The organism is Stenotrophomonas sp. PFBMAA-4, from assembly GCF_030053215.1.
Lineage (GTDB): Bacteria > Pseudomonadota > Gammaproteobacteria > Xanthomonadales > Xanthomonadaceae > Stenotrophomonas.
Genome location: NZ_JASGBW010000005.1, coordinates 148,327 through 162,629, shown reverse-complemented (window position 1 = coordinate 162,629; position 14,303 = coordinate 148,327). Strand labels below are relative to the sequence as shown.

The window sequence follows — 14,303 nt, the reverse complement described above, 5'->3', positions numbered from 1 at the left end:
ACGGAAGGTTCCCGTTACTGCTTGTTCGATTCGGTGGCGGCAGGCTCGGCCTTGTCGGCGGCCTCCGGCTTGGCCGGCGCCTTCTCGGCGCCGCCTGCAGCCGCGGCTGCCGGGGCTGCACCGGCGGCGGGCTGGCCGTTGGCATCCTGGCCCGGGGTCCAGGGCTTGGCCGTGGCCGGCGCCCCTTCCTTGACCTTCTGCACGCCTGCCACCACGACCTTGTCACCGGCGGCCAGGCCGTCGCTGACCATCCAGTTGCCGCCCTGTGCGCCTTCGGTCTTCACGTTCTTGCGCACGACCTTGCCGTCGGCGCCGACCACCATCACGAAGCCGCCGGCGCTGTCACGCTGCAGGGCCTGCTGCGGGATCAGGAAGGCGTTGTTGCGTTCGCCCAGGTTGGCCTGGAAGCTGACGAAGGCACCCGGCAGCAGGATCTTCTGCGGGTTGGGCAGCACCGCGCGCAGCGAAACCGCACCGGTGGCCGGGTCGACCGTGGTGGACGAGAAGTCCAGCGTGCCGGCTTCGCCGTAGGCGGTGCCATCGGCCAGCTTGACGTTGACGGTGGCCTTGCCATCGCCGGACAGCGCCAGGGCGCCGCGGGCCTGCTGCGCACGCAGCTGGCTCAGTTCGTCCACGCTCAGCGAGAAGTTCACGTACAGCGGGTCGAGCTGGTCCACGGTGGTCAGCAGGGTCACGTCGCCCTGGCCGACCAGGGCACCTTCGGTGACCTGCTGCTTGTTGGCCACGCCGCTGATCGGCGAGGTCACTTCGGCATAGCCCAGGCTGATGCGCGAGGAGGTGACCGAGGCTTCAGCCTGCTTCACCGCGGCCAGCGCGGTGCGCTCGGCGGCTTCGGCGCTGTCCAGGTCGGACTTGGACACGTACTGCTGCGGCGCCAGCGAACGGGCGCGGTCGGCGGCGACCTTGGCGTTGGCGTAGGTCGCGCGGGCCGAGGCCAGCTGTGCTTCCGACGCGTTGAGGCTGGCGCGCAGCGGGGCCGGATCGATCAGGAACAGGGTCTGGCCCTGCTTGACCTCGCTGCCTTCCTGGTAGACGCGCTTGAGCAGCACGCCCGGCACGCGCGCGCGCACGTCGGCGCTGCGGAACGGCGACAGGCGGCCGACCAGTTCACGCTGCAGCGGCAGGGTCTGCGGCTTGGCGTCGATCACGCCCACCTCCGGCGGCGGGGGCGTCTGCTGTTCCGGCTTCTTGCAGGCGGCCAGCGCGACAGCAACGGCGCACGTCAAGGCAAGGGTGCGGAGTGGGGCGGTCATCAGGAGGAACTCCGGGGTTGGTTTGTAGTGGGGGCCACCGACGGCGTTGGCGCAAAGGCGCGCAGGAAGCTGTCGACGGAGAATTCTGCCCAGCGCCGACGCAGCTGCGCGTCATCACGATGGGGGGTATGGAAACGCTGTTTGTCGAAATCCTGACCGGCGATCATGCTCAGCAGCAGTTCGGCCATGAAGTGCGGGTCGTCATGCCGGAGCTGGCCACGCATGCAAACGGTTTCAATCCATTCAGCAAGATGAAGCGTCAATGCGCCGGCTCCATGCCGGTACAGCGTACGCGCCTCTTCGGGAAACTGCGCCGCATCAGCGGCAATCACCCGGCAGGCCTGTCCCACATGCGGCTGGTTGAAATGCTCCAGGAAGTCGGTGGCGAACTGCAGAAGGCTGGCACGCAGGTCGTCAGTGCGGAGTGCACGGACCATGGCCCCGGTAGCGTGGCCGACGTGGCGCTGCATGACCCGCCGCAGCAGATCCTGCTTGCTGCCGTAGCGCGAATACAGGGTCTGCTTCGAACAGCCGGCATGCTGGGCCACCGCATCCATGCTGATCTGCATGCCCTGGTGGGCCAGCAGTTCGCGCACGGCATCGAACACGCGCTGATCGCGCGCATCCAGGGCAGCGGGGAGGTAGGCCGGGTTCACGCGGTGGACTATACCGTCCAGTTCAGGATTGTGGAATCGTGCCGATAGTCCTGTCCGTCCCGACAGCGGGCGCTGCGCGCGCTTATTCCGGTAACACGGTTTGCCGATCCTGTCGGTATCGCGTCGCCGGGTGACGACGCCATACCGGTGCGAACTGAATAGGCGTCTAAACCGGAGCAAACCCGGCATTTCATTATTCCGTCCTGCAGCAAGGCCTTTTCCTGCAACAGGGCTACAATTTCATTTTCCCAACTGAGCAAGCGCATCGCTCTGCCATGAAACCGCAAAAAACCGCAGCCAAGACCGTGAAAAACAAAACCAAGCCAGCTGAGTCGGAGGTCGCAGTGACCGCTGGTTTCTCCCTGGAGCCGGTGTACACGGCCTTGCGCAAGCGTTACCCCGCGGCCGCGCAGGCCGAGGCAGTGGCATTCGCAGCCGATTTCTACAAGCGCATGGAGTCGGACGAGTTCCCGCACCACACCGCTGAAGAGTGGGCGGCGCTGGCGGCAGACACCCTGGAGTTCGCGCGTGCACGCAAGGCCGGCAAGGCCAACGTGCGCGTGTTCAACCCCACAGCCAAGGCCAACGGTTGGGAATCGCCGCACACCGTGCTGCAGATCATCAACGATGACATGCCGTTCCTGGTCGACACCGTCACCATGTCGCTGGCCGAACAGGGCGTGGGCGTGCATGTGCTGGGCCACCCGGTGCTGCGCTTCACCCGCGACAAGGCCGGCAAGCTGGCCAAGGTCGGCGAGGGCGATGCCGAGTCGGTGATGCTGCTGGAGATCGACCGCCAGCCGGCCGAAGCCATGGCCGCCATCGAGCAGGCCATCAACAAGGCGCTGGATGAAGTGCGCGCCATCGTGCGCGACTGGCAGCCGATGAAGGACAAGGCGCTGGCGCTGGCCGACGACCTGGGCAGCCGCCAGCTGCCGGTCGACGATGCCTCGCGTGCCGAAGCGCAGCAGTTCCTGCGCTGGGCCGCCGACAACCACTTCACCTTCTTCGGCTACCGCGAGTACCGCGTTGAGAAGCAGGGCAAGGAAGACGTGCTGGCGCCGCTGAACGACACCGGCCTGGGCCTGATGCGCGGCAAGGACAAGTCCGCCGCACGTCCGGTCAAGACCCTGGCCGCGCAGGGCCTGAACACCACGTCCGGGCTGAAGGACGCGCTGATCCTGACCAAGACCAATGCCCGTTCGCGCGTGCACCGCGCCGGCTACATGGACTACATCGGCGTGCTGGAATTCGACGCCAAGGGCAGGATCATCGGCGAACAGCGCTTCCTGGGCCTGTTCACCTCCAGCGCCTACAACCGTCGCCCGTGGGAAATCCCGCTGGTGCGCCAGCGCCACGAATACGTGATGAAGCAGTCCGGCCTGGCCCCGGCCAGCCACAGCGGCAAGGCCCTGCGCCACATCCTGGAAACCCTGCCGCGCGAAGAACTGTTCCAGTCCAGCGAGGACGAACTGTTCCGCACCGCCATGGGCGTGCTGGGCCTGCAGGAACGCGTGCGCAGCCGCCTGTTCCTGCGCCGCGACAAGTACAGCCGCTTCATTTCCGCGCTGGTCTACCTGCCGCGCGAGCGCTTCAACACCGACGTGCGCCTGCGCATCGAGGCGATGCTGAAGGAAGCGCTGCACGGTGAGTACGTGGACAGCTCGGTGGTGCTGGGCGAATCGCCGCTGGCCCAGGTGCACCTGATCGTGCGCCCGAAGCCAGGCGAAATGCTCGACGTCGATACCGCCGAACTGGAGCAGAAGCTGGCCCAGGTGCTGCGCAACTGGCAGGACGACCTGCGCGAAGCGCTGGTGACCCGTCATGGCGAGACCGAAGGCCTGCGCATCGCTGCCCGCATCGGCAAGGCGCTGCCGGCCGGCTACATCGAAGACAACAGCACCGCCGTTGCCGCCAACGATGTCAGCCAGCTTGATGCCCTGACCGGTCCGGACGACCTGCGCCTGAGCCTGCAGGCCGTGCCGCGCGAAAGCGGCGATGGCCTGCGCCTGAAGCTGTACCGCCAGCTGGATGACATCCCGCTGTCGGACGCGCTGCCGATGATGGAAAACATGGGCCTGCGCGTGATCGCGGAGCGTCCGTACCGACTTTCGGTCGACAACGCCCCGGTGTACGTGCAGGACTTCGAGGTCGAATCGACCGCCGGCGCCATCGATGCCGCCCGCGTCGATGAGGCCTTCGGCGAGACCTTCGCCCGCGTGTGGCACGGCGATGCCGAGAACGATGGCTTCAACCGCCTGGTGCTGGCCGCGGGCCTGCATTGGCGCCAGGTCGCCATGCTGCGTGGCTACTGCAAGTACCTGCTGCAGACCGGCGTGCCGTTCTCGCAGGCGTACGTGGAAGGCACCTTCTCGCGCTACCCGCTGCTGGCCCGCCTGCTGGTGGAACTGTTCGAAGCCCGCTTCGACCCGGCTACCGGCCATGAGAGCAAGGACGACATCGCTGCCGGCCAGGCCCAGCTGAAGGCCCACTTCGATGTGCTGGCTGCCGCCGACGATGCCACCCTGAAGGTGCTCAAGACCGTCGTCGATGCGCGCAAGGGCGACCGCGATGCGCAGATGCAGGCCGCGCGCGAAGCGCTGCTGAAGCTGATGGACCGCGTGTCCAGCCTGGACGAGGACCGCATCCTGCGCTCGTTCATGGGCGTGATCGACGCGACCCTGCGTACCAGCTACTACCAGACCGATGCCAACGGCCAGCATGGCCATGTCATCAGCTTCAAGTTCGATTCGGCCCTGGTGCCGGACCTGCCGAAGCCGCGTCCGTACCGCGAAATCTTCGTCTACGGCCCGCGCGTGGAAGGTACCCACCTGCGCTTCGGTGCAGTCGCCCGTGGTGGCCTGCGCTGGTCGGACCGTCGCGAAGACTTCCGCACCGAGGTGCTGGGCCTGGTCAAGGCGCAGATGGTCAAGAACACCGTCATCGTGCCGGTCGGCGCGAAGGGCGGCTTCTTCGCCAAGACCCCGCCGGTGAACGGCGATCGTGATGCGGTGTTCGCCAACGGCGTGGCCTGCTACAAGCTGTTCATCCAGGGCCTGCTGGACATCACCGACAACATCGTCAACAACAAGATCGTGCCGCCGGTGGATGTCGTGCGCCACGACATGGACGACCCGTACCTGGTGGTGGCGGCCGACAAGGGCACCGCGACCTTCTCCGACATCGCCAACGGCCTGGCCATCGCGCACGGCTTCTGGATGGGCGATGCGTTCGCTTCCGGTGGCTCGGTCGGTTACGACCACAAGGGCATGGGCATCACCGCACGCGGTGCGTGGGAATCGGTCAAGCGCCACTTCCGTGCACTGGGCCGTGACAGCCAGAGCCAGGACTTCACCTCGGTCGGCGTGGGCGACATGTCCGGCGACGTGTTCGGCAACGGCATGCTGCTGTCGCGCCACATCCGCCTGGTTGCTGCGTTCGACCACCGCCACATCTTCCTGGACCCGAACCCGGATGCGGCCACCTCGTTCGTCGAGCGTGAGCGCATGTTCACCGTGCCGCGTTCGAGCTGGGCGGACTACGATGCCAAGCTGATCAGCAAGGGTGGCGGCATCTTCCCGCGTACCCTGAAGTCGATCGAGATCACCCCGCAGGTGCGTGAAGCGCTGGGCCTGGACGAGAACGTCAAGGCGCTGTCGCCGAACGACCTGATGAGCGCGATCCTGAAGGCGCCGGTCGACCTGCTGTGGAACGGCGGCATCGGTACCTACGTCAAGGCCGCCAGCGAGCAGCACAGCGATGTCGGCGACCGCGCCAACAACGCCCTGCGCGTGAACGGTGGCGAGCTGCGCTGCAAGGTGGTGGGCGAGGGCGGCAACCTGGGCATGACCCAGCTGGGCCGCATCGAAGCCGCCCAGGCCGGCGTGCTGCTCAACACCGACTTCATCGACAACTCGGCCGGTGTGGACACCTCCGACCATGAAGTCAACATCAAGATTCTGCTCAACGATGTGGTGCGCGCCAAGAAGCTGACCGTCGAGCAGCGCAACAAGCTGCTGGCGTCGATGACCGACGAGGTCGCCGATCTGGTGCTCAACGACAACTACCGCCAGAACCAGGCCCTGAGCCTGATGGAGCGGATGGCGGTCAAGCGCCTGGGTTCCAAGCAGCACTTCATCCGCACGCTGGAACAGCAGGGCCTGCTTGATCGCCAGATCGAGTTCCTGCCGTCCGATGCCGAGCTGTCGCAGCGCAAGGCACGCGGCCAGGGCCTGACCCGTCCGGAACTGTCGGTGCTGCTGTCCTATTCCAAGCTGGTGGCATTTGCCCAGCTGCTGGATTCGGACATCCCGGAAGATCCGTACCTGTCCAAGGAACTGCAGCGCTACTTCCCGACCCCGCTGCAGAAGAAGTACGCCGACGCGATGGAGCGTCACCGCCTGAAGCGCGAAATCATCGCCACGGCCGTGACCAACCAGACCATCAACCGCATGGGCGCCACCTTCCTGATGCGCATGCAGGAAGACACCGGCCGCACCATCGCCGAGGTTGCCAAGGCATACACCATCAGCCGCGAAACGCTGGATGCCCGCGCGCTGTGGGCACAGATCGACGCCCTCGACGGCACCCTGCCGGAGTCGGTGCAGATCGACGCACTGGAAGTGATCTGGAAGCTGCAGCGTTCGTTCGTGCGCTGGCTGCTGTCGCGCCCGGGCCCGATGCCGGGCATCACCGAGGCGGTCAACCGCTACCAGGGTCCGTTCAACGACATCCGCGTTGCTTCGGGTGTGCTGCCGGATTCGCAGCGTCCGACCTACGAAGCCCTGGTGGCCGAGTGGAAGGAAAAGGGCCTGCCGTCCGCGCTGGCCCAGCAGCTGGCCGAACTGCACTTCCTGGAGCCGGCGTTCGACATCATCGAACTGGCCCGCACCCGCAAGCTGAAGCCGGTGGACGTGTCCAAGATCCACTTCCGCCTGGGCGATGCCCTGCAGCTGCCGTGGCTGTTCGAGCAGATCGACGCGCTGGAGGTCAACGGCCGCTGGCATGCCGTCGCCCGTGGCGTGCTGCGTGACGAACTGGCCGCGCACCACCGCAACCTGGCCGGCCAGGTGCTGGGTACCAAGGGCAGCAGTGCTGAAGCCAAGGTCGCCAGCTGGATCGGCCGCGACGACAGCAGCCTGCGCTTCACCCTGTCGATGCTGGCCGAACTGGCCGAGCAGAAGACCCTGGACTACCCGACCGTGTCGGTCGCGGTGCAGCGCCTGGGCCAGCTGGCCGCACATGGTGCGTAAGTGATGTAGCGCCGGGCCACGCCCGGCAAGCGTGAAACGGAACGGCCCCGCGAAAGCGGGGCCGTTCTGCGTTGGGGGTCTGCCGTTCGCCGGGCATGGCCCGGCGCTACCGGGGCGCGGGGTTCCAGGTAGCGCAGGGCCATGCCCGGCGAGCGCAGCGGCGCTCGGTTATGCTCTTGGCCAGCCTTCCCCCGGATCCACCGATGAGCGACACCCCCCGCATCGCTTTCCTGGCCAGCACCGCCGAACCGGCGCAGATGGCCCGCGCGGCGATGGTTTCCCGCTACGGCGACCACGCGCCTGACCAGGCCGACGTGCTGTGCCCGCTGGGCGGCGACGGCTTCATGCTGCAGACCCTGCACCGGCATGGCCGCCTGGGCAAGCCGGTGTTCGGCATGAAGCTGGGCACCGTTGGCTTCCTGATGAACCAGTACCGCGCCGAAGACGATGTGGTTGCACGCATCGCCCGCGCCGAGCCGGCCAACCTGCGGCCGCTGGAAATGCTGGCGCTGACCGAATCCGGTGCCAGCACCGGTTCGCTGGCCTACAACGATGTCTCGCTGCTGCGGCAGACCCGCCAGGCGGCGCACATCGGCATCGATCTCAACGGCCAGGAACGGGTGGCCGAGCTGATCGGCGATGGCGTGCTGGTGGCCACCCCGGCCGGCAGCACTGCCTACAACTATTCGGCGCACGGCCCGGTGCTGCCACTGGGGTCGCATACCATCGCCCTGACGCCGTTGGCCCCGTACCGGCCGCGGCGCTGGCGCGGTGCCATCCTCAAGGCCGACACCGAAGTGCGCTTCCGTGTGCTCGATCCCTACAAGCGCCCGGTCAGCGTCACCGCCGATTCGCACGAGACCCGCGACGTGGTGGAAGTCACCATCCGCGAGTCGAAGGAGCACCGGGTGACCCTGCTGTTCGACCCGGAACACAACCTGGAAGACCGGATCCTGAGCGAACAGTTCGTTTTTTGACGACAATACGCTGCCGGCCCCGCCGATCGCTTGAAGGACCCCCACCGATGGGCGACAACTCCCCCCGCCTGCTGACCGTCGCGGTGACCTCGCGCGCGCTGTTCGACCTGGAAGAAAGCCATGCGCTGTTCGAGAGCGATGGCGTAGCGGCCTATGCCGAGTACCAGCGCCAGCACGAGGACGACATCCTTGGCCCTGGCGTGGCCTTTCCGGTGGTGCGCAAGCTGCTGGCGCTGAACCAGGGTGCCAGCCCGGAGAACCCGCGCGTCGAGGTCATCCTGCTGTCGCGCAATTCGGCCGATACCGGCCTGCGCATCTTCAATTCCATCCAGCACTATGGGCTGGGCATCATCCGCGCGACCTTCACTGCCGGCGAGCCGACCTGGCCCTACGTGAAGCCGTTCGGCACCGACCTGTTCCTGTCGGCCAATCCCGAATCGGTGCGCAGTGCGCTGCGCCATGGCATCGCGGCGGCGACCATCCTGCCCAAGCCCCCGGGTGAAACCGCGGCGGCTGCCGCCGACCAGATCGATATCACGCGCCCGGCCGGACAGCTGCGCATCGCCTTTGATGGTGACGCGGTGATCTTCGGCGACGAGAGCGAGCGGATCTCGCGCGAGCAGGGGGTTGAGGCCTTCGGCCGCCACGAGCGCGAGCGCGCCCGCGAGCCGCTCAGTGGTGGCCCGTTCCGCGGTTTCCTGTCGGCCCTGCACACGCTGCAGGAAGTGTTCCCGGCGGGCGACAGCGCGCCGATCCGCACCGCGCTGGTCACCGCGCGTTCGGCCCCCGCGCACGAGCGGGTGATCCGCACCCTGCGCGAGTGGGGCGTGCGCCTGGACGAAGCGCTGTTCCTCGGCGGTCGCCACAAGGGCCCGTTCCTGCAGGCCTTCGGCGCGGACATCTTCTTCGATGATTCGCAGCACAACATCGACAGCGCCCGTGAACACGTGGCCGCCGGCCACGTCCCGCACGGCGTGGCCAACGAGGGCTGAAGCGGATTCGACGGGTGGGTGCCAACCGTTGGTTGGCATCGCCGGGCATGGGGCTACGGGCTTCCCGACATCCCCAGCTGCAGGTCCACCACCTTCCAGCGCAGGCCCTGCGGCTCCAGCACCACCTTCATCGGTGGTTCGCCGGGGCCGCGCTGGACGTCGATCACGAAGCGGTCCAGCGCCTCGAAATGGTGTTCGGCGTTCTTCAACGGCTGCGCCGGTTCGGTCGGGCCGAACGCATCGCCGCCCTGCAGTTCATTGCGGCCGCGCTTCCACAGCACGTGGCCCTGCAGCATCGCGCCGATGCCGGTCGGCGTGACCATGGTGTCCACCGCCGCACCTCCCAGCTGGTCACCCAGCCCGTACAGCAGCGCGCCGAACGGGCTGGCCGCCACGTCCGGCCCCGCCTGCCGCACCAGGTAATCGTTGAGCTGGGCGCGCAGGCTGCTGCGTACGCGCGGAAAATCCACGTAGCGCTCCAGCCGCGCGGTATCGCGCTGCTCGATGGCCTTGGACAGGCCGTGCACGGTCAAGTACGGGCCACTGAACCACCAGGCGGCCACGGCCAGGACGAGGGCAACCAGAATGCCGATGAGTTTCTTCATGGCGCCCAGACTGCCGCAACTACGGCAGCCGCAGGTTAAGCGTCAGTGACTGGGTGAGCCGCTGCCATCGCCGAAGGCGGCCACCAGCCGCTGCCGATCGGCGCCATCCAGCGCCTCCAGGCGGGTCTGCAGCACCTGTTCGAGGCTGGCCACGCGGGTGGTGCCGAGGATGCCGCTGGCCACGCCGGGATGCTGCAGTACATAGGCGAAGGCGGTCTGCGCCGGCTGCTGGCTGTGCACCGATGCCACCGCGTGGCGCATCGCGCGTGCGCTGCGCATCAGTGCGCGGCTGCTGGGCTTCAGCCACGTGCGCGCCAGGTACCAGGCGTCGGCCAGCCGGGGCAGGCGTGGCCGGGCCGGCAGCAGGTGGCCCTGGGCGAGTACGGTACCGGCCAGCACGCCGATGCCGGCTGCGGTGAGCTGGTCGATCAGCGGCTCGCGGTCCTGCTGCAGGGCGTTGTAATCGAGCAGTACCACGTCGAAGGCCTCGGGGTGGGCGATCATCCAGCGCAGCGTCACCGCCGAGTGCGTGTTGATGCCGGTGCAGCGCACCAGGCCGCGCTCGCGCAGGCGCTGCAGCGCCGCCAGCAGGTCATCGTTGATGTCGTGCTCGCTGGCGCCATGCAGCTGGTAGATGTCCAGGTAATCCAGCCCGAGGTTGCGCAGCGACGCCTCGCAGCTGGCGGTGATCGCCGCCGCGGAGAAATCACGCTGTTCGGCACCGCTGATGCCGGCCTGGCCGGTCAGCGTGCCGCCCTTGCTGGACACCACCAGGGACTCACGCGGAAAGCGCGCCAGCAGCGGGCGCAGGATGCGGCCCAGGCGCGGCTCGGCATGGAAGCCGGAATAGTTGTGGCCGGTGTCGAGCAGGTTCACGCCCTGTGCCAGGGCATGCTCGACCACGGCGGCCGCAGCGCCTTCCGCGAAGCGGCGGTGGCCCCAGAAGCCGGAACAACCCAGGCCGATCGGCGACACCTGCAGGCCGGTGCGGCCGAGCACGCGCCGCTGCCGGGCCAGGGGCAGTGCCTGCGCCATCAGAATTCCAGGTCCAGGGCGGCGCAGAGGTAATCGACGAACGGGCCCAGTGCGGCCAGATCCTTGCCCAGCGTGGACAGCAGCCGCGGGCCGGTCATGGTGTCGTCGTCCAGCGAGCGCCACATCACCCAGTTGCGATGCTTGAGGTCGTCGATGAACTCGAAGTCGGCGGGGAACCCGCGCGGCGGCCGCACCAGTTTCTCGGTCTGCTCGAAATCAAAGCGCTTGCGCAGGGCCGGCGCGTGCGCGGCGGCCTTCCAGCTGCCCGGGTTGTCGAGGATGAAATGACGGATGCGCCGCTGCGTGTCCGGCTCCGGATGCCACAGGCCGGCGCCAACGAAACTCTCGCCCGGCTGCAGGTGGATGTAGAACGAAGGCGCGGCCACTTCGCGGCGACGCTCATGGAACAGGCGGGCGCCCTGCCAGGTCTTGTACGGCGACTTGTCGTTGGAAAACCGCGCGTCGCGGTGGATGCGGAACAGCGAGCCGCCGACACCGCGCGTGTCCGAACGGAAGTGGTCGCTGACTTCGGTCAATGCCGGCTGCAGGTCGCCCAGCAGGCGCAGGAACGGCTGCCGCACATGGTCTTCGTACTGCTGGCGGTGGTCGTTGAACCAGGCCTTTTCGTTATGCCGCGCCAGGCTGCGCAGGAACTTGAAACTGGCGTCGGAGAAATACGTGCTCACAGTGTCTCCTGCAGGTGGTGGCCCCAGTCGCGCAGCGACTGCAGCAGGCCGGCCCGGCGCGCGTCATCGGGCGCTTCGGCGGCCAGCGCGTCGATCTGCTGCTGGTACTGGGGCAGGTTCAGTTCGCCCAGGCCGCTCTCGCCGAGCAGGCGCTGGCGGCGGTAATCCTGCCAGCGCTCGCGTTCATCCGGCGCGAGGCTGTCGGGATGGTTGCGTGCGCGGTAGCGGAACAGCAGCTCGGGCAGGCGCGGGTCGCGGAAGCGGCCTTCCAGCGCGCCCAGCTGCTGCGGCGCACTGGTGCGGGCCAGGGCCAGCAGCGGCTTGTCGCCCGCGCCGAGGAAGCCGTCATACAGCGAGGCGTCCACGTCGGACACGACGGCCGGCCGCGGCTGGTTGAAGACTTGGCGCGCCTTTTCGGCCAATTGCGGGGCAACCGCGCGCAGGCGCTCGGCCTTGGCTTCGATCGCGGCCACGTCCAGGCCCAGGCGTGCGTGGTCGTCGGCGCGCAGGTGGTTCCAGGCCACCAGCGCCGGCACCTTGTTCAGATGCACTTCCTTCAGCGGCACGCGGGCCACGCCCTCGGGCAGTTCGCTGGCGCGCATGTACAGGCGCTGGGCGATCACTTCGGCCGGCAGCTCCAGCAGGTCATCGATTTCGCCTTCCAGGTCGAACACGATCACCCGGTTGTTGATGGTCGGGTGCATGGCCAGCGGCAGCACCGGCGCCGCGCACAGGCGGCTGGCCGGGTAGCGCATGGAAATGTGCAGCACCGGGTTCATCGCGGCCACGTCCAGCAGGCTGCCGACGAAGCGCTTGTCGCGCAGCTTCAGTGCGTAATCCCACAACCGCGGCTGCGACTGCTTGAACAGCCGCGCCATGCCGATGGTGGCACGCACATCCGACAGTGCCTCGTGCGCATCGCCTTCGCGCACGCCGTTGGCTTCGGCCAGGTGCTCCAGCTTGAACGAGGTCGCGCCATCTTCGCGCAGCGGCCACTGGATGCCGTCCGGGCGCAGGGCGCGCATCATCCGCAGCATGTCCAGCAGATCCCAGCGCGAATTGCCGTTGCGCCACTCGCGCTCGTACGGGTCGTGGAAGTTGCGGAACAGGCCGTAGCGGATGAACTCGTCGTCGAAGCGCAGGGTGTTGTAGCCCAGCGCGCAGGTGCCCGGGCGCGACAGCTGCTCGTTGATGCGGTCGAAGGCCTCGGCTTCGCTGATGCCCTCGGCCATGGCCTGCTGCGGGGTGATGCCGGTGACCAGGGTGGCCATGGGCGACGGCACCAGGTCATCGGCCGGCCGCACGAAGAAACTGACCGGCGTGTCGATCACGTTCAGATCGGCATCGGTGCGCATCGCCGCGAACTGCGCGATGCGGGTGCGGCGCGGGTCCTGGCCGAAGGTTTCGAGATCGTAGAACAGGAAGCTGTCGGCCATCAGTGTGCGCCCTCCAGGACCGGCAGCTGCGCATGGATCTGCGCTTCCAGCGTGGCCCAGTCGATGTTGTCCAAGGTTTGGTGGCCTGCGGTGGCTGCCACCAGCATGTCGCGCTGGATCTCCGTGCGGCGCAGCGCTTCGGCATACGGCGTGTGCAGGAAGGTGACCATCGTGTAGTGCGGCACGAAGCGCGTGGGCCAGCGCCGCTGCAGTTCCTGTTCCAGCTCGCGCTGCAGCAGGAAGGCCGGATCGGCGACGCGGTCGCGCATCTCCAGGTAGTTCTCCAGCGCCATCTGCTGGATGGCACGCGCATTCGGCTTGCGCTCGGCCTCGAAGGCGGCGAAGGCGCCTTCGAGGTCGTCCGCCTCCTGCAGGTGGCGGGCCAGTGCCACGCAGTCCTCGAAGGCGCAGTTCATGCCCTGGCCGTGGAACGGCACCATTGCGTGCGCGGCATCGCCGATCAGCACGGCGCGGCCGGCCTGGTGCCAGCGCTGCAGGGTGAGCGTACCCAGCAGGCCGGGCGGATGCTGTTCCCAGTCCGCGCGCAGGTCCGGGATCAGCGGCAGCGTGTCGGCGAACTCGCGGGCGAACAGCGCCTCGGCCTGCGCACCGGTGTTGACCGTGGCAAAGCTCGGCTCGCCCTTGTTGGGCAGGAACAGGGTGACGGTGAACGTGCCTTCGTGGTTGGGCAGGGCGATGCACATGTAATGGCCGCGTGGCCAGATGTGCAGCGCGTTGCGCTCGATGCGGAAACCGCCGTCGGCCGCAGGCGGGATCTCCAGTTCCTTGTACGAGTGGTCCAGGAAGGCAATGTCCTCGCCCAGCGGCGCACGCCGGTTCATGGCTGCGCGCAGTGCCGAACCGGCCCCGTCGGCGCCGATCAGCGTGTCGAAACGGATGTCGTGCGGGCTGTCGTCGCGGTCATCGATGAAGCGCGCGTAGCCGGCATCGAAATCGACGGTGTGCAGGCGGCGATGGAAGTGCACGGTGGCGCCGGCCTGTTCGGCCAGTTCCAGCAGCGTGGTGTTCAGATCGCTGCGGTGGATCGACCAGATCACTTCGCTGTCGTCGCGCCCGTAGCGCTGCAGCTGCGGTTCGCCCTCGCGCGGGTGCACCATGCGCCCGCGCATCATCACCGCGCGGGCCATCACCTCGTCTTCCACGCCGGCCTGGCGCAGCGCGTTGCGGCCGCGTTCGGCCAGCGCCAGGTTGATCGAGCGGCCGCTTTCATAGTCGGCCACGCGCGGGTCGCCACGGCGTTCGTACAGGGTGATCCGCCAGCCCTGGCGGGACAGCAGGATGGCCAGCAGGGAACCGGCCAGGCCGGCACCGATGATGCTCAACGAGCGGGATGCATGTGCGATCAACGAACTGTCCAGCAAGAGGTGGG

10 protein-coding genes are annotated in these 14,303 nt (G+C 67.8%); 3 read left to right on the top strand and 7 right to left on the bottom strand.

All coding sequences use genetic code 11. The features are described 5' to 3' along the window. Positions 1-14: 14 nt before the first annotated feature. Both QMZ26_RS05680 and QMZ26_RS05675 read right to left on the bottom strand, forming a co-directional pair. Entirely contained in the window at positions 15-1,274 is a 1,260-nt protein-coding gene (locus QMZ26_RS05680) for an efflux RND transporter periplasmic adaptor subunit (protein WP_283220841.1), read from the bottom strand. After that, a complete protein-coding gene (locus tag QMZ26_RS05675) occupies positions 1,274-1,930 on the bottom strand; it encodes a TetR/AcrR family transcriptional regulator (protein ID WP_079222402.1) in 657 nt (218 codons plus the stop codon). The genes QMZ26_RS05680 and QMZ26_RS05675 overlap by 1 nt, the downstream gene beginning before the upstream one ends. A 275-nt stretch (positions 1,931-2,205) precedes the next feature. On the opposite strand from QMZ26_RS05675, the gene QMZ26_RS05670 reads away from it, so the two are divergent. The 3 genes from QMZ26_RS05670 (at position 2,206) to QMZ26_RS05660 (ending at position 9,151) form a co-directional block, all read left to right on the top strand. Then, entirely contained in the window at positions 2,206-7,182 is a 4,977-nt protein-coding gene (locus tag QMZ26_RS05670) for an NAD-glutamate dehydrogenase domain-containing protein (RefSeq protein WP_079222401.1), read from the top strand. 203 nt (positions 7,183-7,385) lie between these two features. Beyond that, a complete protein-coding gene (locus tag QMZ26_RS05665; protein ID WP_079222400.1) occupies positions 7,386-8,159 on the top strand; it encodes an NAD kinase in 774 nt (257 codons plus the stop codon). Positions 8,160-8,206: 47 nt separating this feature from the next. Next, positions 8,207-9,151, top strand: coding sequence for a 5'-nucleotidase (locus QMZ26_RS05660; protein ID WP_033831508.1), 945 nt, complete (start codon positions 8,207-8,209; stop codon positions 9,149-9,151). A 53-nt stretch (positions 9,152-9,204) separates the two neighbouring features. Here the strand turns inward: QMZ26_RS05660 and QMZ26_RS05655 are convergent, their stop codons facing one another. From QMZ26_RS05655 to QMZ26_RS05635, 5 genes are read right to left on the bottom strand one after another with little or no spacing between them, the layout of a single operon-like run. Continuing rightward, a complete protein-coding gene (locus QMZ26_RS05655; protein ID WP_283220840.1) occupies positions 9,205-9,756 on the bottom strand; it encodes a DUF2939 domain-containing protein in 552 nt (183 codons plus the stop codon). A 42-nt stretch (positions 9,757-9,798) separates the two neighbouring features. Then, the gene (locus tag QMZ26_RS05650) at positions 9,799-10,791 is read right to left on the bottom strand and encodes an aldo/keto reductase (protein ID WP_200732541.1); all 993 of its coding nucleotides are present in this window, start codon (positions 10,789-10,791) and stop codon (positions 9,799-9,801) included. Next, positions 10,791-11,477, bottom strand: coding sequence for a DUF2461 domain-containing protein (locus tag QMZ26_RS05645; RefSeq protein ID WP_079222397.1), 687 nt, complete (start codon positions 11,475-11,477; stop codon positions 10,791-10,793). Before QMZ26_RS05645 ends, QMZ26_RS05650 begins: the two co-directional genes overlap by 1 nt. Beyond that, complete coding sequence (gene sbcB, locus QMZ26_RS05640) at positions 11,474-12,913, bottom strand: exodeoxyribonuclease I (RefSeq protein WP_283220839.1); 1,440 nt, start codon at positions 12,911-12,913, stop codon at positions 11,474-11,476. Before sbcB ends, QMZ26_RS05645 begins: the two co-directional genes overlap by 4 nt. Then, positions 12,913-14,280 (bottom strand): NAD(P)/FAD-dependent oxidoreductase, encoded by a 1,368-nt coding sequence (locus QMZ26_RS05635; RefSeq protein WP_283220838.1) that lies wholly within the window; start codon positions 14,278-14,280, stop codon positions 12,913-12,915. Before QMZ26_RS05635 ends, sbcB begins: the two co-directional genes overlap by 1 nt. Positions 14,281-14,303 lie beyond the last annotated feature (23 nt).

Excerpts from the sequence above, each read along its gene's own strand:
- QMZ26_RS05680 (WP_283220841.1), bottom strand. The coding sequence starts at position 1,274 with ATGACCGCCCCACTCCGCACCCTTGCCTTGACGTGCGCCGTTGCTGTC.
- QMZ26_RS05670 (WP_079222401.1), top strand. The coding sequence starts at position 2,206 with ATGAAACCGCAAAAAACCGCAGCCAAGACCGTGAAAAACAAAACCAAG.
- QMZ26_RS05665 (WP_079222400.1), top strand. The coding sequence starts at position 7,386 with ATGAGCGACACCCCCCGCATCGCTTTCCTGGCCAGCACCGCCGAACCG.
- QMZ26_RS05660 (WP_033831508.1), top strand. The coding sequence starts at position 8,207 with ATGGGCGACAACTCCCCCCGCCTGCTGACCGTCGCGGTGACCTCGCGC.
- QMZ26_RS05655 (WP_283220840.1), bottom strand. The coding sequence starts at position 9,756 with ATGAAGAAACTCATCGGCATTCTGGTTGCCCTCGTCCTGGCCGTGGCC.
- QMZ26_RS05650 (WP_200732541.1), bottom strand. The coding sequence starts at position 10,791 with ATGGCGCAGGCACTGCCCCTGGCCCGGCAGCGGCGCGTGCTCGGCCGC.
- sbcB (WP_283220839.1), bottom strand. The coding sequence starts at position 12,913 with ATGGCCGACAGCTTCCTGTTCTACGATCTCGAAACCTTCGGCCAGGAC.